The 23148-nt window shown below is 36.9% G+C and carries 18 protein-coding genes and 2 pseudogenes (1 of these 20 only partly in view); 16 read left to right on the top strand and 4 right to left on the bottom strand.

Annotated elements, in window-relative coordinates; all coding sequences use genetic code 11:
* Window positions 1-1032: 1032 nt before the first annotated feature.
* The 4 genes from LEP1GSC049_RS2000000228195 (at window position 1033) to carB (ending at window position 9456) form a co-directional block, all read left to right on the top strand.
* Window positions 1033-1176 (top strand): hypothetical protein, encoded by a 144-nt coding sequence (locus LEP1GSC049_RS2000000228195; protein WP_004750928.1) that lies wholly within the window; start codon window positions 1033-1035, stop codon window positions 1174-1176.
* Window positions 1163-1678 (top strand): crossover junction endodeoxyribonuclease RuvC, encoded by a 516-nt coding sequence (locus LEP1GSC049_RS219750; RefSeq protein WP_004751055.1) that lies wholly within the window; start codon window positions 1163-1165, stop codon window positions 1676-1678. The genes LEP1GSC049_RS2000000228195 and LEP1GSC049_RS219750 overlap by 14 nt, the downstream gene beginning before the upstream one ends.
* 1761 nt (window positions 1679-3439) lie before the next feature.
* Window positions 3440-6025: a sulfatase-like hydrolase/transferase gene (locus LEP1GSC049_RS219755; protein WP_004750985.1), complete on the top strand. Its 2586-nt coding sequence runs from the start codon at window positions 3440-3442 to the stop codon at window positions 6023-6025.
* A gap of 110 nt (window positions 6026-6135) precedes the next feature.
* The gene (gene carB, locus LEP1GSC049_RS219760; RefSeq protein ID WP_016748015.1) at window positions 6136-9456 is read left to right on the top strand and encodes a carbamoyl-phosphate synthase large subunit; all 3321 of its coding nucleotides are present in this window, start codon (window positions 6136-6138) and stop codon (window positions 9454-9456) included.
* A 137-nt stretch (window positions 9457-9593) separates the two neighbouring features.
* On the opposite strand, the gene LEP1GSC049_RS219765 is transcribed toward carB, so the two are convergent.
* Together LEP1GSC049_RS219765 and LEP1GSC049_RS219770 are read right to left on the bottom strand one after the other, a co-directional pair.
* Window positions 9594-9779, bottom strand: coding sequence for an Imm7 family immunity protein (locus LEP1GSC049_RS219765; RefSeq protein WP_004751072.1), 186 nt, complete (start codon window positions 9777-9779; stop codon window positions 9594-9596).
* 180 nt (window positions 9780-9959) lie between these two features.
* Window positions 9960-10223, bottom strand: a complete 264-nt coding sequence (locus tag LEP1GSC049_RS219770) for an Imm7 family immunity protein (protein WP_004751129.1) — start codon at window positions 10221-10223, stop codon at window positions 9960-9962.
* 451 nt (window positions 10224-10674) lie between these two features.
* Between LEP1GSC049_RS219770 and LEP1GSC049_RS219775 the strand changes: the two genes are divergently transcribed.
* A complete protein-coding gene (locus tag LEP1GSC049_RS219775) occupies window positions 10675-11211 on the top strand; it encodes a DUF1564 domain-containing protein (RefSeq protein WP_004768527.1) in 537 nt (178 codons plus the stop codon).
* A gap of 175 nt (window positions 11212-11386) precedes the next feature.
* Here the strand turns inward: LEP1GSC049_RS219775 and LEP1GSC049_RS219780 are convergent, their stop codons facing one another.
* A complete protein-coding gene (locus LEP1GSC049_RS219780) occupies window positions 11387-12079 on the bottom strand; it encodes a hypothetical protein (RefSeq protein WP_004750965.1) in 693 nt (230 codons plus the stop codon).
* A 41-nt stretch (window positions 12080-12120) separates the two neighbouring features.
* Between LEP1GSC049_RS219780 and lp30 the strand changes: the two genes are divergently transcribed.
* From lp30 to LEP1GSC049_RS219795, 3 genes and pseudogenes are all read left to right on the top strand, one after another.
* Window positions 12121-12966: a plasminogen-binding receptor Lp30 gene (gene lp30 / locus LEP1GSC049_RS219785; RefSeq protein WP_004768504.1), complete on the top strand. Its 846-nt coding sequence runs from the start codon at window positions 12121-12123 to the stop codon at window positions 12964-12966.
* 1011 nt (window positions 12967-13977) lie between these two features.
* The gene (locus LEP1GSC049_RS219790) at window positions 13978-14529 is read left to right on the top strand and encodes a thioredoxin family protein (RefSeq protein WP_004751148.1); all 552 of its coding nucleotides are present in this window, start codon (window positions 13978-13980) and stop codon (window positions 14527-14529) included.
* 4 nt (window positions 14530-14533) lie between these two features.
* A pseudogene (locus tag LEP1GSC049_RS219795) lies at window positions 14534-15214 on the top strand (hypothetical protein); the annotation flags it as partial.
* Here LEP1GSC049_RS219795 and LEP1GSC049_RS2000000227355 read toward each other — a convergent pair.
* Window positions 15190-15986 (bottom strand): IS5 family transposase gene (locus LEP1GSC049_RS2000000227355; RefSeq protein ID WP_162833666.1). Its coding sequence is split into 2 segments (ribosomal slippage): window positions 15190-15641 and window positions 15641-15986, totalling 798 coding nucleotides; the frame shifts between segments, so codons are not numbered across the junction. The pseudogene LEP1GSC049_RS219795 and the gene LEP1GSC049_RS2000000227355 sit on opposite strands and share 25 nt — an antisense overlap.
* A gap of 51 nt (window positions 15987-16037) precedes the next feature.
* Between LEP1GSC049_RS2000000227355 and LEP1GSC049_RS219805 the strand changes: the two are divergent.
* From LEP1GSC049_RS219805 to rplB, 8 genes and pseudogenes are all read left to right on the top strand, one after another.
* Window positions 16038-16631, top strand: a pseudogene (locus LEP1GSC049_RS219805) (hypothetical protein); the annotation flags it as partial.
* Between the two features lie 792 nt (window positions 16632-17423).
* Window positions 17424-19289 (top strand): elongation factor G-like protein, encoded by a 1866-nt coding sequence (locus LEP1GSC049_RS219810; protein WP_004750917.1) that lies wholly within the window; start codon window positions 17424-17426, stop codon window positions 19287-19289.
* 50 nt (window positions 19290-19339) lie between these two features.
* Window positions 19340-20545, top strand: coding sequence for an elongation factor Tu (tuf, locus tag LEP1GSC049_RS219815; RefSeq protein WP_004751140.1), 1206 nt, complete (start codon window positions 19340-19342; stop codon window positions 20543-20545).
* Between the two features lie 13 nt (window positions 20546-20558).
* Window positions 20559-20867: a 30S ribosomal protein S10 gene (gene rpsJ / locus LEP1GSC049_RS219820; RefSeq protein ID WP_000918607.1), complete on the top strand. Its 309-nt coding sequence runs from the start codon at window positions 20559-20561 to the stop codon at window positions 20865-20867.
* An 11-nt stretch (window positions 20868-20878) separates the two neighbouring features.
* Window positions 20879-21499 (top strand): 50S ribosomal protein L3, encoded by a 621-nt coding sequence (gene rplC, locus LEP1GSC049_RS219825; RefSeq protein ID WP_004750938.1) that lies wholly within the window; start codon window positions 20879-20881, stop codon window positions 21497-21499.
* A gap of 17 nt (window positions 21500-21516) precedes the next feature.
* A complete protein-coding gene (gene rplD, locus LEP1GSC049_RS219830; RefSeq protein ID WP_016560614.1) occupies window positions 21517-22152 on the top strand; it encodes a 50S ribosomal protein L4 in 636 nt (211 codons plus the stop codon).
* Window positions 22149-22463, top strand: a complete 315-nt coding sequence (locus tag LEP1GSC049_RS219835) for a 50S ribosomal protein L23 (RefSeq protein WP_016560615.1) — start codon at window positions 22149-22151, stop codon at window positions 22461-22463. Before rplD ends, LEP1GSC049_RS219835 begins: the two co-directional genes overlap by 4 nt.
* Window positions 22464-22466: 3 nt before the next feature.
* Window positions 22467-23148, top strand: the 5' portion of a protein-coding gene (gene rplB, locus LEP1GSC049_RS219840; RefSeq protein ID WP_004751144.1) for a 50S ribosomal protein L2. Its footprint extends 158 nt past the window's final position; 682 of the gene's 840 nt are visible here — the first part of the coding sequence; the start codon lies at window positions 22467-22469; its stop codon lies off the right edge, out of view.

The raw sequence follows: 23148 nt of genomic DNA, 5'->3' as shown, positions 1-23148 counted from the left end.
ATGGAGATTCAAACGGTTTTGTTAATCGCTACTGGGAATTTTTTAATCACATTTTTTGTCTCGTTTACGACTTTAGATCTGAACGGGGACGGTTTTCAATTTTAAAGATGTTCGAGATGATTTCGGGTATTTTTTCCGGAAAAAAACCTAAAAAAATTCTGATTAAAAGTATAGTCTAGAAATTGTACTGTAAGTTTTTAAAATGTGGTAGTTCCCACAGAATATGTCTTTTCGATAGATTATTGGAATTTTTGATACAATAAAAAAATCTCGAAAAGCTGCTACGATCATTAGATTTTGCGATAAAAGTTTAAATGTGTGAACTACTGCGATCCAAACTGAAAAAACAGGGATTGATTGTTTCGAATGTAGTTTGATAAACTTAAGTAAAACGTGATATTACATTTTAGGACCAACTTAGTCGGTAAATAAATTTCAAAAGAATTTATGAAAAACGATTAAATGAGTTTAAAAAATCTTTATAAGATATTTTTTCATTTTTGTGGTGCTTACAAAACGGCAATTTTGTGCAGCAATTGGGTCGACGACGATTTTTAAAATATTGCCTTTACGAATGTGAATGAAATTGAGGTTTCCGGGTTTTTATTACAAAACACTATTTGAATATAAAAAAACGTGAATTAACGCGAAAGGGATTGATGTAAGGAAACTCAAGCAAAACACTTCCTTTCTTGAATTCCGATCCTTAGAGAGGCATTCGCTTTAGTTTTCCGGACCGCGTTTGAAATTGAAAACGAATATATTGTATAACGTTTACTGTATACAATTTATTGACCAGAATTAAAGATCCCGGTTTGGCTTGCCACAAGCAAGTCGGGTTCGTCAAAATTCTCTTATGTCGAACTTATGTTAAAATATTGGGTACGTAGTCTTATAATTTGAAGAAATAGGGTTTTAAAATTTTGTATTAAATTGTAAATCAATGAATATCATTAAATTAAAAATTTATTTTATAATAGTTCTTTTATGTTCAAAGTAAATATTAATACCCGGATGGATAAAAATAATATTATGGCAAACTTGTTTCAAAATTTAAAATATGGGATCGTCTTCAAAAAGGTCAGTCATTACGCGTTAGACGTAATGGCTGAGAACTTACGGATCTTTGCAAAAAAGGCCGTTGATTTTGGACATTACTTTCATGCGTCCGAGTAGTAACTCTTTGAGAATTATCGGAATCGATCCTGGTTCACATAGAGCCGGTTATGCGATTTTAGAAAAACATGCTTCTAAAATCAAGATCTTGAATTATGGAACCGTAGAAGTTCCTCCCGGAACTCCAAGTCCTGAAAATCTTTTGGTATTGCGGAAAGGACTTAGAGAAATTTTGGAAGAATTTAATCCCTCAATCGCTTCCGTGGAGGAAATGTTTTTTGCCAAAAATAAAAAAACGGCTTCTCGTGTGTTCGAGTCGAGAGGGGTTCTTTTGGTTACTTTAGCAGAAAAGAATATTCAAATTTTAGAACCTACCGTTTCCCAGATCAAAAAAGGAACTACTGGAAGCGGAACCGCGGATAAAAAACAGATTCGTCAGGCTTTAAAACTTCTTTTAAATGTGGAATTGTTGAAAGGACACGACGATTCTTGGGACGCGATCGCTGCGGCTTACGTTGGACTTTCGATGAGTTCTAGTCCATTGTTATCTAAACTTCGATAGAGAATTAAATTCAAACTCTTTGATTCGACTTCGTCAATAATTTCACTTCTGATCTTACTCAGAACTACAAAATAAAGAACCCAATCCAATAGTTTACACTTCAATAATATGAATTCAGAACAAAAAAAAACGGGGCGAATTCGGCTTTGCCGGATCGCGCTCTTTAGCTCCAGTCAATAAATTGCATGAAAGAAACATAATACAATATTTTTCTGAGTTTCTCTATGTTCAATCGTTTTCGCATTGGATTTTATCGAACTTACATGAAACGACACTCGGGATAAACATTTGAGAAGCTCGATTTGATAGGAATCAGTAGTTTAACGTGGATTCGTGGAGAAAATCCTAGGTCAATTTTTTCGTAAAAAAAATAGATGTGGGAACTCTTACAAATCGTGGATTTACCAGCTAAACTTTGAAAATTGTGGGAACTACTATGCTACTGGGATACAAAAGAATCATCGTTCAATCCGATTTTTGCACAAAACCGCTGTTTTGCGGCTATCATCAAAGTTGAGATTCTATTTTAACGTGAGTTCGGCCCGAGTAAAAATTTTCTAAAAGTATGAGTTCCTACAGGATTTTAGAATCAAAATTGAACTCAACAACCCTTTCCTGAACTCAGCGTCTCGCTTCTACGGTCGCTCGACAGGTCGCGTTTGAAACTCAATACAACGCTCTCTACCATAACCTTACCCACAAGTATTTAGATTTCAATATTAAATCTGTGGGAATTACGACAAATCCTCTGTAAAACTGAGTTCCCACCCTTATTTTTGGGTGGGGGTAACTCAATGAATTGCTTCCCATGGGTCGCAATTCGTAATAACTTCGTATAGCATACATTATACGAAGTTATACGAGATTTTAGAATCAAAATTGAACTCAACAACCCTTTCCTGAACTCAGCGTCTCGCTTCTACGGTCGCTCGACAGGTCGCGTTTGAAACTCAATACAACGCTCTCTACCATAACCTTACCCACAAGTATTTAGATTTCAATATTAAATCTGTGGGAATTACGACAAATCCTCTGTAAAACTGAGTTCCCACCCTTATTTTTGGGTGGGGGTAACTCAATGAATTGCTTCCCATGGGTCGCAATTCAGGTGGAGAAATTCGGAAGACTTTTCTCTATCAGAAAAACATGCTTTTTGCAAGTAAAAAGACTCATTCTTGTCGGAACACTTGAAAAATGTGCGTTTTTGAGCCTTATGATTCTAAAATCCTATTCAACTTGTGGGTAAGGTTATGGCTCTCTACGGATCGCAGCATAATAATTGCTTTCGTATTTGTTACGCCCTGCTCACGTTAAATAAGTTTGTTCTTTTGGGATTTAATAGATTCTCATAAGTTTTTTCGGGAAGATAAAAAACAAACTCAAAGATGATAAACGAGCTGAGGTTCTCTAAGTTTGTTTCAAAATCAATGACCGAATGAAATGTGAGAGTTCCCACAGATTATGTAGCTTTAACTATGAATGGCTTTTGCAACTGAATTTTTGTGGTAGTTCCCACATTACGAAAGCGGTTTTTATGGATTGTACTGTGATAATTTTAGGTAAAACTTAAAAAGTGTGAGTTTGGTGTAGAATTTGTTCTACGAAACCTAATTTTTCCTCAAAAAATAAAATGTGGGAACTCTCACAAACTCGGATTTTGCAGTGAAACTTTTGTTTTCCATAAACTTACATAAAAAAAAATAGGAAAATAAAATTCGAAAGAAAACCCGTATAAAAAATCGGATAAAATAATCAAATAACTTGAAAACGTTTCAAACTATATTCAAAAATAATAATGTTATAATCTATTTACAGTTTTTTACGATAGGAATGGGGATTTCAATCGTAACTTTGATTTTAAATTCATCCTTTCAAATCATGGGAGTGGATCTTTCCGAATTTAAATATCTATTTTTTTCTTTTCTGCCTTTATTCTTAAAAGATTACGTCCAGACTTTGATCGCGAGTGGTGTTATATTTGGGGTTTTAGGTTTGCTCATTTCAACAGCATTTGGTAGGGAAAACAAAGACCAAAAAAGACAAACGTATGTATTTCAACAAGATTCAGAAAGTCAATTTACTAAAAAAGAAAATACAATTCAGTCAAAAATATCAAATTACAAAAATAGAATTTTCAAAATTAAACCACAAACTATGTTATCGGAACAAACTCCGATAAATAGAACAAAAGGAAGAAATATATTAAAGTTTTTCTTTTCTAAAGAATTTAGTGTTTTCGCAATTTTTATCTTTCTTCTTTGGTGTCATTCCATTATCGTTTATCCGCAGTTATACGGAGAATTTTTCTTTTATCGATTTGCGTTCTTGCGTTTTTTTCTATTTTTACTAACGGATCAAATTCAACCTTGGATCCCACAGTCGATTGCTCTTACGATTTTATGTGTATGTGTTCTTTTTCACGCTATCGCATTGATCAAAAATAAAGAATTTGTAAAACTTATATTTTTTATTTTTGTATGTTTATTTCTGATTTATTTTCATTCTCTGGGAAGTTTGTTCGGGATTTTTATAGTTACATTCATTTATCTTGTTATTCAAATATTCGAAAATCAAATCATTCTACTAAATGCAGAAATAAAAAAAGTCTTCGAAAAACAAAATCGATTTCGGATGTTTTTATTTCTTCTATTCTTTCTTTTTTTAATTTATTTTAATTTTTCGGAAAATGGAATCGGAATTTTTATCGTTTGTCTCGCCCTGTGTTTATTAGGGAATGTCAAAGTTTCGATTTTAATCGGATCAATTTCCGTTTTATTCGCGATCGTTTCTTGGTTAAACCCGAAACCCATAACTAAAACGGAAATTTCACCGGTTTTTTCGAATCTCCCCAATATTTTGATTCTGAGTGCAGATAGTCTGCGTTACGATAAAATGGGATACGCACAAGGTAAAAAAGGATTAACCCCTAATATAGATTTATTATCTAAGGATTCTATAATATTCGAAGACCATCATACTACAATTCCTAGAACCTTTCCGGCTTGGGCCGATTTACTTACGGGACAGACCAGTTTTATACACGGAATTCAGGATATGTTTCCGGATAAAAAGGATCGGGAAGGTATTACGTTTAAAACACTCCCGAGACTTTTATCACAACTTGGATATAAAACAAACGTGGTTTCTTCATTTGCAGGAGATATTTTTCCAAGAGCCGATTGGGGATTTCAAACTGTCCAAGCGCCTATCTTTCACGCAGGAACTCTTACTTCTCAGAGAATTTTAGAAACTCAAATTTTTCTACTTCCGATTGTGACCGGCTCTATACCGGGAGCGGGGGAATATTTCCCGGCCATTCGAGGGCTTCCTAGTTTCGGAGACGATTCTAAAATACTTCCGGATCTTTGGAACAATTTTGAAAAAAACGAAGGACCTTTTTTTACGGTATTTTTCTCTTCGGTAACACATTTCCCATTTAGCCCGCCCTACCCACATTATAAGAATTTTACAAATTCAGAATATTATGGAAAATTTAAATACTTTAAGTTTGTGGACCCAGGAGACTCTTCCGAACCTTCTTTGGAAGATAGGGAACAGATACGAGGACTTTTTCAGGCTTCGATCTATTCTTTCGATCGAACGATCGGAAAAATCGTTGAACGTCTTAAAAAAAAAGGAATTTACGATTCCACTTTAATTATTTTAACGAGTGATCACGGAGAATCTTTGTTTGAAGCGGATCATAATCATGGACACGGGGAACATTTAAGAGGAGAAGGTGTAACTCGTATTCCTCTTTTAATTAAATTTCCAAAAAATCTGGGAGCCGGAATTCGATTTTCCGGAATTAGTAGTTCTCTAGATCTGTTTCCTACACTTTTGACTTTCGTCTCGAAAGAAATCCCAGATCCTTCCATTAGAAATCAACTTTTAAAAGAACTTTCCGATCGGTCCGGAAGAGATCTTTCTTTTGCCTTGAACTCTACGACTTGGAAGGATTCTAGAAATGTATATGGAGAAACCGGAATTTGGTTCAGCGATTTAGGAGATCATTTCTTTCAAAAGGAAAGAATTTTTTATCCCAACATTCTTCATCTACATTCGATTGAATCAGGGGAACTCCCTTTTATTTCGATCGGAGATTCTTACGCGAAAGAAAGTATCATCGTTTCTAAACATAGGATGTTTCAGAATTCTACTCGTAAGTTGATTTATATTCCTTCCGAAGATGGAGTGATTTGGCGTTGTTACGATAGGATCAATGATCCGTGGAATGTAAAACCTCTTTCTAATTCCGAATGTTCTTCTTTAAAAAATTCTTTGGTTTCCTTTTTGATCTCTTCTGGAAAATTTAAGAAAGTAGGGGAGTATTTATTTCCTTTGTAAAACATAGAAATTGATGGATCGTTACATTTTATTGGATGACTCTAATTTGTAGTCAAAGCAGTCAATTGATGCTTGAAGGATAGGGCTTAACTAAAAATCTGTATTTTAATATGCCTAGAAGAGAAAATATACGTTCCGTGCTCATCTTGGGTTCCGGCCCGATTGTAATTGGGCAGGCATGTGAATTCGATTATTCTGGAACTCAAGCCGCAAAAGCTCTGAAAGAAAAAGGGATTCGTGTTATTTTATTGAATTCAAATCCGGCTACGATCATGACAGATCCGGATCTCGCGGATGCTACTTACGTGGAACCGATGACGGTTCCGGTCGTTCAAAAAATTCTGGAAAAAGAAAAACCGGACGCAATCCTTCCTACGGTCGGAGGTCAGACCGCTCTTAATCTTGCGCTTGCCTGTAACTCCGCTGGTATTTTAGAAAAATATAATGTAGAATTGATCGGAGCCAAAGTAGACGCGATCAAAAAGGCAGAGGACAGAGAACTTTTTAAAAAGGCGATGGAAAAGATAGGAGTTCGTGTTCCTGCATCCGGACTTGCAAATAATCTCAAAGACGCGTTTGAAATCAAAAATAAACTCGGACTTCCTTTGATCGTTCGTCCAGCATTTACTCTTGGCGGGACCGGCGGTGGGATTGCTTATACCGAAGAAACTTTTGAAGAAGTGGTTTCCAAAGGGCTCAAGGCTTCTCCGATTAGTCAAGTTCTTTTAGAAGAGTCTGTTTTGGGTTGGAAAGAATTTGAACTCGAAGTTATGCGCGATCTTGCGGATAACGTGGTAATCATTTGTTCGATAGAAAACATAGATCCTATGGGAGTTCATACGGGAGATTCTATTACGGTCGCACCACAACAGACACTTTCTGATAAAGAATACCAAAACTTGAGAGACATGTCTATTTCCATTATCCGTGAAATCGGAGTGGAAACAGGAGGATCTAACATACAGTTTGCGGTAAATCCTGCAAACGGAGACGTGATCGTAATCGAGATGAATCCCAGGGTTTCTCGTTCCTCTGCTCTTGCTTCTAAGGCGACTGGTTTTCCGATCGCTAAAATTGCCGCATTACTTTCTATCGGATATACGTTAGACGAAATTAAAAATGATATTACTCGTGTTACTCCTGCTTCTTTTGAACCTTCAATAGACTATGTGGTGACTAAGGTACCTCGTTTTGCTTTTGAAAAATTTCCCGGAACAGACGATACGCTGGGAGTTCAGATGAAAGCGGTCGGAGAGGCGATGGCAATCGGAAGGACTTTCAAGGAAAGTTTTCAAAAAGCGCTTCGTTCTTTGGAAATAGACCGTTATGGTTTCGGTTCTGACGGATATTTTCAAGAATTATTATATTCTAGAAGTTTAAATAATGACCAAAGAAAGGAATGGATCGATTCTCATTTAAAACGTCCAAACGACAAACGTATTTTTTACGTCAAACTCGCATTTGACGAAGATTATACCGTAGATCAAATCCACGATTTATGTAAAATGGATCGATGGTTTCTGTGGCAGATGGAAGACCTTCTCAAACTGGAAAGGGAATATTCGGAAAAAGGAAATTCGATTCTTTCTAAAATGAAACGGGCAGGATTTTCAAATCGTCAGCTCTCATTTCTTAAAAATAAAAAACAGATATTGGATCTGCTCGACGGAAATTTGAGAGTGGATCTGAAAAAAACGGAAATTCAAAATCTTCTCAAAAAGACGGAGGATGAGATCGAAGCCGAACTAGATGCTAAAAAGATTCTTCCCGTATATAAAAGGATAGATACTTGCGCCGGAGAATTTGAGGCGTATACTCCTTATTTTTATTCTTCTTACGACGACGAAGACGAATCCGATGTGACTAACGCTAAGTCTGTAATGATTTTAGGAGGAGGTCCAAATCGTATCGGTCAAGGGATCGAGTTCGATTATTGCTGTTGTCAGGCTTCGTACGCACTCCAGGATTTAGGCATTGAATCGATTATGATCAATTCCAATCCGGAAACGGTTTCTACCGATTATGATACTTCGGATCGTCTTTATTTTGAGCCTTTGACTCTGGAAGACGTTTATCGAATTTATCAAAACGAAAAACCGGAGGGAGTGATCATTCAGTTTGGAGGTCAGACCCCTCTTAAGCTTGCAAAGGATCTGGAAAAAAAGGGAGTTAAAATTTTAGGAACAAGTCCAGATTCTATCGATCGCGCGGAAGATAGAAAACGTTTTATAGAAGTATTAGAAAAATTGAAACTAAATTCTCCGGAAAGTGGGATTGCCACTTCTATGGAAGAAGCCAGGGAGATCGCCCATAAGATTGGGTATCCGGTTTTAGTTCGTCCTAGTTACGTTTTAGGTGGTAGGGCTATGCTCATCATCAATGAAGAGAAAGAACTGGATCGTTATATGGAAAAGGCGGAAGAGATTTCTAAGGACAGGCCTCTTTTGATCGATTCCTTTTTAGAAGATGCAGTTGAAGTGGATGTGGACGCTCTTTGTGATGGAGAGGAAGTTTTTGTTACTGGAATTATGGAACATATTGAGGAGGCCGGAGTTCATAGCGGAGATTCTGCTTGTGTTCTTCCTCCACAAACACTTTCCAAAAATATGATGGATGAAATTCGCAAGGCTACGGTGAATCTCGCTCTTGAACTTCAAGTTAAGGGTCTTATCAATATTCAATACGCGGTTAAAAACGAAATTCTTTATATTATAGAGGTAAATCCCAGGGCTTCTAGAACGGTTCCTTTTGTGTCTAAGGCGCTAGGTCATCCGATTGTAAAGTATGCGACTCGAATTATGATGGGGGAATCTTTAAAAAATCTTCCTCTTCCGAAAGAAATGGCGTTTTCTCAGGTTTCCGTTAAAGAAGTAGTTCTTCCGTTTAATAAATTTCCGGGAGTAGATACGATCTTAGGTCCGGAAATGCGTTCGACTGGGGAAGTGATGGGGATTGCCTCCACCGCAGGAGAAGCGTTTTTAAAATCTCATTACATGGCTGGAGATGAGCTTCCTTCTCAAGGAACCGTTTTTGTAAGTATCAACGATAAAACTAAAGCGGAACTTCTTTCCTACATTAAAGATCTTTCAGAGTTAGGTTTTAATTTAATTGCCACTTCGGGGACTCATAAATTTCTTTCAGACAATGGAATTCTTTCTTCTAAGATCAACAAGGTATACGATGGAGTATTTCCGACTGCGCTTGATTATATTCGAGAAAATAAAATTCATCTAATCATAAACACTCCTCTTTCGAGAGTTACTAGAGACGATAGTTTTACGATTCGTCAAGCCGCGATCCGTTTTAAGGTTCCGTGTTTAACTACGTCTAACGCGGCTAAGGCGCTCATCAAAGGGATGGTAGAAATGAAAAACAAAGGTTTTACGATTCATTCTCTCCAAGAAATCCACGCGATGCCTAAGGTTCTTTAAAATTTAATATATTTTAATTTACTAAACTATTTTTAAGTAAATCTACGAATTTAGGATAGCAAAAAAAATCTGCCTACGTATATAAAAAACGTATTCTATAAAATTTGAAAGTAAAAAGAGCTTACCACAGGGAAAGATTAAATATCCGCTCTTGATGAATCATAAGGGTCTTCAATCGAGGGAATATATGGGGATAAAAAAGGATCCTTTTCTTGGTTCAAATGACCTCTTGCTAATTTCCAAACTACAAATTCATTGGAGTGATCGATTTCATTTTTATCATCTTCTTCATCGTGGATATAAAGAAGCCCGTAAGAACCCATAACCTTACCCACAAGTTGAATAGGATTTTAGAATCATAAGGCTCAAAAACGCACATTTTTCAAGTGTTCCGACAAGAATGAGTCTTTTTACTTGCAAAAAGCATGTTTTTCTGATAGAGAAAAGTCTTCCGAATTTCTCCACCTCCGCCCCCACCCAAAAATAAGGGTGGGAACTCAGTTTTACAGAGGATTTGTCGTAATTCCCACAGATTTAATATTGAAATCTAAATACTTGTGGGTAAGGTTATGGTAAGAACCGGGCATAATGTCCGAAATTTTTTTAAAAATGTCTATGATTAAAGCCGATCTGTGATTGAACAATCCCGACATAGTCAAGCAGATTTGTCCGTTTGAGCGTTGAATGTTTACAAAGTCTTGAACTTTCCTATCGGAAAGCCATTGTAAAAGTTTTTGAAGTGAAACTTCTTCTAACGTTTCAACCATATCGTGCGTATGATAACGTAACACGGCCCAGCCATGAAATTCAAACATAAGAAATGCATTTTAAAAAGTTTTAATTTCCTAATACAAGCAAAATCTATTTTGAGATAACATAACGCGAAAGGGATCGATGAATGAACTAAAGCACAACGTTCTCTATGAATCGCGTTAGAAGTAACTCAGCGTCTCACTCCCTGAACTCAGCAAAACGCTTTTTACGAAAGCGTTTTAGGTCGTTCGACAGGTCAAGTTATTGGTATTTTATGAAAATTGAATCTGATTCTGTAGTTTCACAATAACTTGACCGAAGCTAAAGAGCCTGGTCCGGCTGCCTGTGGCAAGCCAGATTCGTCCTAACTTTCTTAACGTTGAATTCAGGTTATTTTATAGAAAGAAGAGACATTTTTTTTCTAAAATACCTTCCACGCGAGCGATTCTTGGAACCGCTTCGAGTATGGACGTTCTTTTGTTGCATTCAGATAAAAAGATTCAATCCGCTTTGAATGAAGGTGTGGTTGGCTCCGATTCTATTTTGATTCCTTTGAGCTATTGGAATCAGTTGGATAAAACTCAAAGAAAAGCTCTTTCTAAAAAACTTCCGTTTTTGTTGAAAAGATATACAAAGTATATTTCCTCTTTAGATCGGCTTTATTGGAGAGCTGGTAAGATCAAGTATAATTGGGGTGTTGGTGAATTAAAGAAGATGACGATTCATGTGCATACGGGTGTTTGGGCTATTTTGGGGGCTTTGGCTGCGGCACATGGTGTTTCCAGATGTTATCTTTTCAATTATCTTCTTTGGCTCGAAGAAGTTGGAATTGGGGATTTTATAGAAAATACCATGAACCGAGGAGTTCCTCAGTTTCATGGGAATTACAGGATGATCTGGAACTTAAATCTGCGGAAAAATCAAATTTCTAGAGAGTTATATTCTAAACCAAACCCGTTAAAAAGTAAAAATAAAGATTTGCTGCCAGAACCTGATTTATAAGAAATATAATTTTCAAATATTATAACTTTAGAATGTATAAATAAACTATTAACATTAGAGTTGTTGAAAAATAAATTCTCCATCTGTTTCTATTTTATGCAAATCGGCAATTGAAGCAGTTTTGTTAATCGCCACTATAGAATTTTTCAACAACTCTATTATAAAAGAACAAATACTAATTATCTAAAGGAATTAATTTTTGAGAATAAACGTCCGATGAAACTAACTTAAAAAAATCATAAAACTCAGTGTAACGATTGAGAACGCTATTTTCTTTGAATAAACCGAAAAAAAGAAAAAGATGGGCAAATAATTTAAATCTTCTATCGTAATTAAATGTAACCGGTTGAGTAAGTGAATCCGATTCGATTGTAACTTCCGCTTTTCTGGCAAATGAATTCCAAGTGGGAATCAAACCTAAAGTAGAAGCAGTTAACAAGGAAGTAATAAAAAGGGTATCATTATCACTATATTCAGCTAATTTAATGCGAATCACGTTTTTATATTTCTTTCGGAGAAGATCTATGTCGTCTATACCTTTAAAAGCGATCACAACGTTTTGAAAGCAACGACACTGGGCAAAAGCACCGGCAAAATTCTTTTTTGTTATCGCACTAACAGTCGGATTTCGAAATTTCTGAAGATGATCCTCACCTAAACCAGAAATGTTTTCTTGATTTACCAATTCAAGATTCAGATTGCTCCGAAATTCTTCTATAATGACTAATGTTTCCTGTAGTCTGTGAAGGTGATTTCCTAGATCGATTTTAGGAGGAATTTCTTTTTCGGTAACTGTAAGGCAGCCTTGTAAAACTAAAACAAAGTATAGAAAGATAAAAAGAATTCTGTTGTTCAAAATGGTTGGCATATGAAATGAAATTTTTCTTATTGCTAAAAAGGGGGATCAAGATGTCAAGTTTTTTAATACGAATAGCATTTATTGTATTTTTTACGTTTGTATCAAACTGTACAAGAGAAGTGGTCCGAGTCTATAATCCGGTAACTGAAAAGGATAAGAAATCATACGGGTTAGTGGCTTTTGGGCTTTATGCGTACAATCAAAATCACAAACCACTAATCAATCTATTCAGTAAGGATGTAGGAACGGTATTTGCCGAACTCGGGACCTATGGAGTCAAGTTTTCCGAAATCATATTAAAAGATGAAAAAACAAAAACTTTGAATGTAAATCCGTATCCGATCGAAGAACCAGCGATGGTGGAAAAAGTGGAATCAACACAATACTTTGAAGGAAAAACAGGATATGTATCGCCGTTTTATCTGTTACTCTCACTGGATCCGACAAAAGAATACGCGATTACAGGAGTGAATTATACCTATCAAATCAGTTGTGGACAGAGATGCCGAAGAACTGTGATACGAAATTTTTCGATAGATCCGGTTAAATCTTTTAAGGCGTTTCCGATCAAAACAAAAGCGGGAGAAATAACGTTTGGAGGAATCTTAATAGGAAAGGTGACTAAAACCACTAAAGAAGATCCGTATGGAATTATAGACGATACGCCTGAGTTAAGTGAAATTTTTTCTGGAAATAAAGTATCTATGAATCTAGAGCCTGGAGAAGAATATATCAAAGGAATGGATTCGAATTATTTAAGAAAATTATACTATGGCGGAGAAGTAAATATTAAGAACGCGGAAAAGCTATTTTATGAAAATCTAATCAAAGTCTATCCTGAAGGATATTGGAAAACACTCGCTGAGAAAAAAAGGGCCGAACTGGGGGAACAATAAATCGATAAACAGATATTTTTTGTTATTGGAGTTTTTGTATCCGTTTCTATATTAGAGTTGTTGAAAGTATAAATTTGTAACAATGCTTCAATCATTTATTTCAATGTAACGGAAACGGATGGAGGATTCATTTTTCAACAACTCTATAGTGTGCATCTTAAAATGGAGTTTCATATAGAAATTGAATCCTATAAAATTAGAATCGATTTTTAATTTTAAGATTCTATTTTAGTAATAAAGATAAACTTTTTATATAATTTTTGAGTAAGATTGATCATTTCGAATTTTATAAGTTTCCTTAAAAAAACGTGAGTTCAACTTAAGAAAATTGGGGCGAATCCGGCTGCCACAGGCAGCCGGACCGGGCTCTTTAGCTCTGGTTAATAAATTGTATACAAGAAACGTAATACAATATTTTATCTTAAGCTTCAATTTATTAACCTCGCATCGATCCCTTTCGCGTTCATTTACGTTAAAAAAAATCGTTTCAATCAATTTTTGATAAAGAATCAAAACGATTATGAATCCCTATACAATAAGGATCGCAAATTCTGAGACAAATCTGCGTTTAGAGACGGAATTTATGACATTCTATCGTATAGTTTGAATATGAGGTTCAATGATTTATCGTCCGATTCTAAAAAACTAATTATCTGGATTCATAAGAAAAAAGAAGATTTAGAAAATTAGAATTTGAAAAAATTAAATCAAATAAAAATTACTTCAACGGTTATTAAAAGTAAAAAATTTATTAACTAATTTATAAGTAAGAGAGTAACAATTATTGGCACCTTCAAAACAACTTTCCAAGAGCAATCATAAAATTTTTTTACATTAAATCATAAAGGAACGGTCTATTAGAAAGATTTTTTGAAAAAAGAAATGATTCGGATTACGATTGGAAAATAAAAATATTCGAAAGTATTTAATAGTTTTCCATAAAAAAACGGATTATTTACTGTAAAAAAAAATTTTATGAAATAAACTTGATTTCATTTTAAGGCGAAAATCATGTCACTTCTTGAATCTGAAAAAATACCATTGGGAAGTTTGCTTCCAGTTTTCCGGTTGGCTGATCCAAACGGAAAAACATATTCTTCCGATCAAATGTCTGGTTCTACCGGGTTGTTATTGATAGTTACTTGTAATCATTGTCCTTATGCACAAGCAATTTGGCCGAGGTTGATTCGTTTTGCGGGAGAAATACTTTCTCTCGGAGTTCGAACTGTTGCAATCAATCCAAATATACATCCAGATTATCCAGACGATTCACCCGAGATGATGCTTATAAAAATTAAGGAATGGGAGATTTCCTTTCCTTATTTAGTAGATGAAACTCAAGAAGTTGCAAAAAAGCTAAAAGCGATGTGTACTCCGGATATTTATCTATATGATGGAGAACAGAGGTTGTATTATCATGGAAGGATGGATGACAACTGGAAGAATGAAAAACAGGTTTCTAGAAAAGAATTAGAATACGCGGTTCATCAACTCGTAAAAGGAAATCCTGCTCCTATCAATCAGATGCCCTCGATGGGATGTTCCGTAAAATGGAAGGAGTAGCCACTTGCCAGCGATAACACCCGATCACACTCCTATCGACGCAGAATCTTTTCAAGAAGTGGAAATTATCAGTAGCCACTATAGAGAAATTGAAACGAAGTCATTGGATCATTTTAAGGATGAATTTAGAAAAAACGAAAATTCCTTGGATAAGGTTTCAACCGTCGCTTTGATTGCTTTTTTGAAAAAAAGTGGGAATGTATATCAGGATTGGAGAATATTAAAAAAGAATCTTACGGATAAATACGCAGAATTACAGAAAAGTCGGAATTCGGAATACGAATTCATTTATAATAAACTAGTCACAAATAAAAGTAACAAAATAAAACCGACCACCTTGATCGGGGATATATTTCAGTCCGTGGTGGAAGATGTTTTAAATGTTTTATATACTTGGACCGATTCGGAAAAAAAGGGGCAATCTAAACTTATTGAAAGTATTAGAGATCAATCTTCGAAAGACAGGGATGAAAATCTCAAAAAACTCTATCGGGATATGATACAAAAAAAACTGAAAGAAAGGGATCGAAGTTTTACTCTATTTCAAGATTTGTTGAAAGAATCAGCGTTCAATTGGAATCAATCTTATCGAAAAAAATTTCATCAGAGTTTAGCCGTGACCATAAAAAAATTAGAATCGTCTAAGAGCCGGTCTCAAAACTACCTATCAAAAAAGTTAAAAGCAATGATAGAGCTTGCGAGATAAAGAGATGCAAGATAATTTTCAGATTTTCTTTCCCAACGAATTAGGATAGCCCTGAATCGATTGTGCCAACTGTTAGTTCTTTCAACGACCCATCGTCTAGGTTTTCCTTTATATTTACCAATGAGAGGCTTCTCACCTTTTTTCCGAATATGAGATTGAATGTTTCTTCTTTTGATTAAAACTTCTATATCTTTGAAATCATATCCTTTATCTAAACAAAGATGTTTTGGTTTCTTTTTTCTTCTACCGGAAAAAATCAGGATTGAATTCAACGTATCTTTTACAGCGTGTTTATCATGAACATTGGCTCCACTCAATGTTATGGCCAAAGGAATTCCATTTCCATCTGTAAGAATATGCCGTTTAACCCCCAATTTGGCACGGTCTGTAGGGTTTTTCCCAGTTAAGCTCCCCCTTTGGGAGCTTTAACCATTGCCGAATCCATCGAAGCCCAGTCCCATGCTATCTGATTCTTTACATCATAATATTTTAAAATAGATTTATAAATCTTTTTGAATACTCCTGCTCGTTCCCATTCTTGAAATCTTCTGTGACAAGTTTGGCCAGATCCAAACTCATTCGGAATGGCACGCCACTGACAGCCTGTTTTCATTCGATAGATGATACCGGCCATTACTAATCGTGTTGGTACTCGATTGCGACCTCCTTTCGGATTTACCTTTTCTTTCGGGATCAATGGGGCTATTTGTTTCCAAAGTCCATCCGGTATCTCTGAATAATATTTGTCCATTTCACAAGTAAATAATTACGATTCAAAAGTACAACCAGTTTTGAGACCGGCTCTAAGGCTAGTAAGGCGGAAATTCTAAATAATAAAAAAGCGGCTAAAAAGGCGATTTTAGGTTTCTATGAAGAGGATAAGATTCAAAAATATTCAATTTTTATGATAGATTATTTTTTGGATCGGCTTCTTGAAAAAGAATCGATCGTAGAAAATAAACTTCCACTTCCTAAAGAACCGGAAATTTTCCAAAATAAAGAAAAAGAAAATAATACTATTCAAACAAATTCTGAAATTCAAGCCTCTCTAAGCCGGGTTGTAGCCGAACCGGAATTGAAAAATGAAAAACCGAATCCTATCAAAAAAGAATGCCCAATTACGGATCTTCCCGATCATCTAATCAAAGAATGTTATGCGGATTATTTGATTGTGGATCTTTCCACAAAAGAAAAACGTCTCGAGCTGCATCGAATTCGTTTAGGAAAAGAAAATCAAAATACAAGGGCCGAAGCGATTGAGTTTTTCAGTCATTGTACCAACAAAGATGTTTCTGCGGTGATGTTAGCTGAGTCTGTTTTGAAAAGACACAATGTCACTCAGGAAGAAGAAGAGAACTTGAACGAGATGATTCGTAAACAAAATGCCTGTAAGTAAAAAGTCTAGAGTCAAATCGATTTAAAATCATAATCGGTATTACATCAGTGTAAACTTCTATAAAACGAACTTTAAATTTGATGATGACCGCAAAACAGCGGTTTTGTGTAAAAATCAGATGGACGATGATTCTTTTTGTATTTTATAGTAGTTCCCACAATTTTTAAAGTTTAACTGGTAAATCCACGATTTGTAATAGTTCCCACAAGATTACGTCCCATTTCGATCCAATCTAGTCTTCTGAAAGTTTTTCTAGATTCAGAGTTATAGTAGTTCCTACTTCTAATCTAAACGATCTAGGATTTGTAAGATTCCAATCAGAGTTGTCCTAAAACCTACCTAAAATCTTAAAAAATGTGAGCAGGGCGTAAGAAAATAAGAAAGAATTTTCTAAAAGTAGTAGTTCCCACGTTTTAGAAAAAAATCTGCAGTTTCAGATTTCAATTTTTTTTCAGAAAAATGAATCATGGATTTCTTTACGAACTCACGTTAAAATATAAATTTGTGGTAGATTAAGTCGCATTACAGATCTTTAAACATTCATTTTTTGTGACTCGAGTTGGGGAGTTCCTCATATTATTTTTTATGGAAAATTAGGTTTTTATAAAACGAATCTCTTACGTTGAATTCACGTTAAAAAAGTCTATAATGTTTGTTAATTTTTTTCAGAACTTAGGGCAAATAAAGAACAAAGGGCAAAAACTTTTCTGAAAACTTTAAACGTTGAGAATCGATTTTGTTTGAAAATGGATTCTTAGAAAAAAAAGTAGGAACTTCTTTAGGGCAAAAAATATGCAGATCTTAAACGTAGGAATCTTTGCCCACATAGATGCAGGAAAAACGACACTTTTAGAAAGAATTCTTTACGAAACCGGAAAGATCCGGAGACCAGGAACAATTGAAGAAGGAACAACCGAATCCGATTATTTACAAGAGGAAATTGAACGAGGAATATCGATTCAATCCACACTGGCTCGAGTCTTTTGGCCGAATGAAAAAGATTCGAGGGTACTGTTTCAATTTTTGGATAATCCTGGGCATCTTGATTTTCAAAGTCAAACTAACGCTTCTTTAATCGTAGCAGATCTAGGAATCGTTCTTATAGATGCGTTTGAAGGCCTCAAGTCTCAAACGTTACAAAATGTGGAATGGCTTCGAAAAAGAAAGATTCCAATTTTATTTTTCCTAAATAAACTCGATCGAATCGGAGTCGATATTACGGATTCACTTGTAGATTTAGAAGCGGTCTTAGGAAAAGAACCGATTCTACTCTGGAAAGAAGGAGAAGTTTGTTCTCTTTTAAAAGAGGATGGTCTCGACCAAGAACTTTTACCACTTTTAGAATGGGACGAAAAACTTTCCGAACGATATTTAAAACATCCAGATTCTTTGTCGGAACTGGCTCGGGAAGGATTTGCAGAAGGATTTTGGAAGGAGGAATTTTTTCCTGTTTTTGGCGGAGCCGCCTTACGAGGAGATGGGGTGCGTGAACTTCTTGCTGTTTTAGAACTTCTGTCTAAAACGTTTCGGCCGGAGTTACGACCTAAAGAGGAATTAGGAATTGTATTCAAGCGGGAATTACATCCCGATCTAGGTAAAATCGTTTATATTCAACCAATGCGGGAGTTCCCACAAAATTCTCATTTTTATTCCGCGGCTGGCAAGGCACAATTGGAAACTTTTTATCTACTTTCCGCGCGAGAATTTGAAGAAACTTCCCAAGCCCGACCCAAAGAGATCGTTGTTACGACCGGACTAGAATTTCTTAAACCGGGAGAAATACTCTATTCAACTCCACAAAATAGTTATAAGTCGGAACTTCCCCCCGTTCGAAAACAATTTCAGATAATACTTGAGTCGGAAACTGCAGAACATAGAGATTCCCTTTGGGATTCGCTTCAAACTCTCGTTTGGTTGGATGAAGGATTGGAAACCAAAATACTTTCTGAAACGGGGCAGATTCAACTTTCCGGATTGGGGGAATTGCATTTGGAAGTTTCTCTATCACGACTCAAAGAATTCTTTCCCAATACATTCAACGTAAGTAGTATTAAAGTTGCAAGGTTTGAGCTCTGGAAAAAAATGGCCCGACAGGGTGAATTTCAGCATACCGCGTTTGATCAAAAAATCTCAAGCGGACTGGTGCACGCCTCTTTGGTCAGCTCTAACAGCTTTTCCAGAGAAGTGCGGTTTGAAACTAAGATTACTGAAACTCTAAAAGAAGCCATTACATCAGCATTTTATGAAGTAGTGGTAAAGGGAACCAAGGGAGAAGAAATTCTCGGCTTGGATTTGATCGTTCATCGTTACGATCCTCCGGATAAATCTATAGATGTTTCTTCCCTTGTAAAAGTAGCCGTCATCAAGGGTTTAAAGGACATAATTTCGGGAAACACGGAATTAGTTGGTCCCATTTCGCATTTGGAGATCTTGATACCAGATTCGTCGTTAGGCGATGTGCTTGGTTCTCTTTCTAAGAGAAGTGCAAAGATTCAGGAAGTAAATCCAATCGGTGATGGCAAGTCGCTTGTGCGTGCAAGTGCTTCTACGGAAAACTTGCTTGGCTTTGCAGGCGTTCTTAGAAATATGACACAGGGAAGGGGTGTTCTGTCTTTAGACTCCCTCTTTGACCCTGAACACTATTACGTAATTACATAAGTCGATTCCCGTTAGGGTTCGTTCAAAAGTAAGGAGATTAAAAAGTCACTATGGCTAAAGAAAAGTTTGATAGGTCTAAACCTCACTTAAACGTTGGAACAATTGGTCACGTAGATCACGGTAAAACAACCCTGACGGCAGCAATTACTACTACACTTGCAAAAGCGATTGGTGGTAAAAACAAGGCCGTTGCTTATGACCAAATTGATAACGCTCCGGAAGAAAAAGCTCGTGGAATCACCATTGCTACTTCTCACCAAGAATATGAAACTGCAAATCGTCACTACGCACACGTAGACTGTCCTGGTCACGCAGACTATGTAAAAAACATGATCACTGGTGCGGCTCAGATGGACGCGGCGATTCTCGTAGTATCCGCGACTGACGGACCAATGCCACAGACAAAAGAACATATCCTTCTTGCTCGTCAGGTAGGTGTTCCTTATGTGATCGTATTCATCAATAAAGCAGATGCGCTTGCTGCTGATGAAAGAGCTGAAATGATCGAAATGGTTGAGATGGACGTTCGTGAGCTTCTCAACAAGTATAACTTCCCAGGAGATACAACTCCTATCGTTCATGGTTCTGCAGTAAAAGCACTTGAAGGCGATGAATCTGAAATCGGGATGCCTGCGATTCTCAAATTGATGGAAGCTCTGGATACTTTCGTTCCAAATCCAAAACGTGTAACCGATAAACCTTTCCTTATGCCAGTAGAAGACGTTTTCTCGATCACAGGTCGTGGAACCGTTGCAACAGGAAGAGTGGAACAAGGTGTTCTGAAAGTAAACGATGAAGTGGAAATCATCGGAATTCGTCCGACTACTAAAACGGTCGTTACCGGTATTGAAATGTTCAGAAAACTTCTCGATCAAGCGGAAGCTGGTGACAACATAGGTGCTCTTCTTCGTGGAACTAAAAAAGAAGATATCGAAAGAGGACAAGTTCTCGCAAAGCCGGGCTCTATTACTCCTCACAAAAAGTTTGCCGCTGAGGTTTACGTATTAACTAAGGATGAAGGTGGACGTCATACTCCATTCATCAATAACTACCGTCCTCAGTTCTATTTCAGAACAACTGACGTTACCGGAGTTTGTAACCTTCCTAACGGTGTTGAAATGGTTATGCCTGGTGATAACGTTTCTCTGACGGTTGAATTGATTAGCCCGATCGCAATGGACAAAGGTCTCAAGTTCGCAATTCGCGAAGGCGGAAGAACCATCGGATCCGGCGTTGTCGCGGAAATCACCGAGTAAGAGCTCTCTGAAAATGGCCGGACAAAAAATTAGAGTAAAACTGAAAGCGTTCGACCATAGGTTGATTGATCAATCGACTTATGAGATCGTAGCAACTGCAAAACGGACCGGAGCTACTGTTTCCGGCCCGATCCCTCTTCCTACTAAGAAAGAGATTTATACGGTTCTGCGTTCTCCGCACGTGAACAAAAAATCTAGAGAGCAGTTTGAATTAAAAACACACAAACGGCTCATCGATATTCTGGATACAAACGAAGACACTGTAGAAGCTCTTATGAAACTTCAGCTTCCTGCAGGGGTATCCGTAGATATCAAATCCTGAAGGTAAGGAAAATGGCAAAGGGATTAATCGGTAAAAAAGTTGGAATGTCTCAGATCTTTGACGAACAGGGAAACATCATTCCTGTAACCGTGTTGGAAGTCGGTCCCTGTGCCGTTTCTCAAGTCAAATCTGTTGAAAACGACGGATACGAAGCAATTCAATTAGCATTCCAAGATATAAAAGAATTTCAGATCTCAAAGGCTGAAAAAACCCATCTCGCAAAAGCGAGTCTAGGTCCAAAGAAGGTTTTGAGAGAATTTCGAGATTTCGGAGATACCCCTGTAGCAGGTGGCGTTCTGAAAATTCAGGATGTTTTTGCTGTTTCTGATGTAGTAAAAGTTACCGGAATTAGCAAAGGAAGAGGATACCAAGGGGTTGTAAAACGCCACGGACACGCTGGCGGGCCGGGTGCTCACGGTTCTCGTTTCCACAGACATCCAGGTTCCATGGGAGCAAACTCTACACCTTCTCGGGTTTTTAAAGGCGTTAAGCTTCCCGGAAGAACCGGCTCCCAAAAAACTACAGTCCGGAATTTGAAAGTAGTCCGGATTAACGAAGAAAAGAATTTATTGTTTGTAAGCGGGGCGGTGCCCGGTACGGCAAATACGGTCATCACGATCGAAAAGATCTAAAATTATCCGGGATAGACATGAAAGCACAGAAGTATTCTAAAGAAGGACAACTCATTTCTGAAATCGAACTTCCTTCCGCACTTTTTGAAAGCAAACTCAGCGTAGCTTCCATTTACGAAGCGATTAAATCTGAGAATGCGAATCTGCGTTCAGGTAACCACGCAACGAAAACCAGATCGGAAGTTCGCGGTGGTGGTAAAAAGCCTTGGTCTCAAAAAGGGACCGGACGTGCTAGACAAGGTTCCACTCGCGCTCCTCATTGGGTTGGTGGGGGAACGGTTCACGGTCCTCAAAAAAGAGACTATTCTTACAAGGTTTCTTCTAAACTCAAACACAGAGCTGTACTTTCTATTTTAGGAAAAAAGGCACAAGCTTCTGCCGTGAAAGTGCTCGAGGATCTGGATCCAAAAGAATATAATACGAAGGCATTTGATTCTATATTCAAAAATATGAATTTAAAAAATACCGGAGTAATTGGACTTTTAGTTCAAGGTGAGAATGATTTTCTTAAAAAATCCGTTCGAAATATTCCTACCGTGAAATATATTAATTCCAAAAGAATCTCCTGTAGAGACATTCTATATAACCGCAATTTGGTGATCACCGAAGCCGCTTTGAATGAGATGCTTACTCAGTATGGAGCAAAGAAATGAATCTCCAAGACGTAATTCTTACACCCATAGTTACTGAAAAGTCTCAAGATCTAGAAACGATCGGAGCCAATAGCAAAAAAGGAACCAGAATGGTGAAATACACAGTAAAGGTTCATATCGATGCAAACAAAACTCTGATTAAAGAAGCGTTCAAAAAGATTTTCAAAGTAACTCCTTCTTCTGTAAACGTTCAAGTTTATAGAGGAAAAATTAAACGTTTCAGAAACATACCCGCTCCTCGCCCGCATTGGAAAAAAGCGGTAGTGACTTTTCGTGACGGCGCGAGCATTGATTTCGCAAAGGAAGCATAAAAAATGGGAATCAAAAAATTTAAACCCGTAACTTCCGCAAGCCGCTATAAATCCGTTCTGGATTTCAAAGAGATTACGGAAACACAACCGTACAAACCTTTAACTCTCACCCTCAACTATAAAGCGGGAAGAGGGGACGGTGGAAAAATTTCCGTTCGTCACAAAGGTGGTCGTGTAAAAAGAAAATACCGTATCATCGATTTTAAACGTAGAAAAGAAAACATCCCAGCGGTCGTAAAAAGTTTAGAATATGATCCGAACCGTTCCGCATTCATCTCTTTGATCTGTTACAAGGACGGAGAGTATTCTTATATTCTCGCTCCAGACGGAATCAAAGTGGGTGATACGGTTCAGTCCGGAGTAGGTTCCGAAATTAAAATCGGAAACGCAATGCCGATCGGAAAAATTCCACCAGGTACAAACGTGCATAACGTAGAATTACAAATTGGAAAAGGTGGACAAATCGCAAGAACTGCTGGTTCTTTCGGAACGATCGCAGGTCGCGACGGAGAATACATTCTTTTAAAACTTCCTTCTTCCGAAGTACGTAAAGTTCACGAGAATTGTTATGCGACAATTGGAATTTGTAGTAATAAAGATCATAATCTGGTTTCCATCGGAAAAGCGGGAAGATCTCGTTGGCTTGGAAAACGCCCTAGTGTTCGCGGGGTCGTAATGAACCCTG

The sequence above is a fragment of the Leptospira kirschneri serovar Cynopteri str. 3522 CT genome (genome assembly GCF_000243695.2).
Taxonomy (GTDB): Bacteria; Spirochaetota; Leptospiria; order Leptospirales; family Leptospiraceae; genus Leptospira; species Leptospira kirschneri.
This window is presented reverse-complemented; position numbering and strand designations above follow the sequence as displayed.

Coding starts and splice junctions, on each gene's coding strand:
- tuf (WP_004751140.1), top strand. CDS start 19,340: ATGGCTAAAGAAAAGTTTGATAGGTCTAAACCTCACTTAAACGTTGGA.
- lp30 (WP_004768504.1), top strand. CDS start 12,121: ATGTCAAGTTTTTTAATACGAATAGCATTTATTGTATTTTTTACGTTT.
- LEP1GSC049_RS219790 (WP_004751148.1), top strand. CDS start 13,978: ATGTCACTTCTTGAATCTGAAAAAATACCATTGGGAAGTTTGCTTCCA.
- LEP1GSC049_RS219810 (WP_004750917.1), top strand. CDS start 17,424: ATGCAGATCTTAAACGTAGGAATCTTTGCCCACATAGATGCAGGAAAA.
- rplD (WP_016560614.1), top strand. CDS start 21,517: ATGAAAGCACAGAAGTATTCTAAAGAAGGACAACTCATTTCTGAAATC.
- rplC (WP_004750938.1), top strand. CDS start 20,879: ATGGCAAAGGGATTAATCGGTAAAAAAGTTGGAATGTCTCAGATCTTT.
- LEP1GSC049_RS219770 (WP_004751129.1), bottom strand. CDS start 10,223: ATGGTTGAAACGTTAGAAGAAGTTTCACTTCAAAAACTTTTACAATGG.
- LEP1GSC049_RS219750 (WP_004751055.1), top strand. CDS start 1,163: ATGCGTCCGAGTAGTAACTCTTTGAGAATTATCGGAATCGATCCTGGT.
- LEP1GSC049_RS219775 (WP_004768527.1), top strand. CDS start 10,675: ATGGACGTTCTTTTGTTGCATTCAGATAAAAAGATTCAATCCGCTTTG.
- LEP1GSC049_RS219835 (WP_016560615.1), top strand. CDS start 22,149: ATGAATCTCCAAGACGTAATTCTTACACCCATAGTTACTGAAAAGTCT.
- LEP1GSC049_RS219765 (WP_004751072.1), bottom strand. CDS start 9,779: ATGGGTTCTTACGGGCTTCTTTATATCCACGATGAAGAAGATGATAAA.
- rpsJ (WP_000918607.1), top strand. CDS start 20,559: ATGGCCGGACAAAAAATTAGAGTAAAACTGAAAGCGTTCGACCATAGG.
- LEP1GSC049_RS219780 (WP_004750965.1), bottom strand. CDS start 12,079: ATGCCAACCATTTTGAACAACAGAATTCTTTTTATCTTTCTATACTTT.
- LEP1GSC049_RS2000000228195 (WP_004750928.1), top strand. CDS start 1,033: ATGGCAAACTTGTTTCAAAATTTAAAATATGGGATCGTCTTCAAAAAG.
- carB (WP_016748015.1), top strand. CDS start 6,136: ATGCCTAGAAGAGAAAATATACGTTCCGTGCTCATCTTGGGTTCCGGC.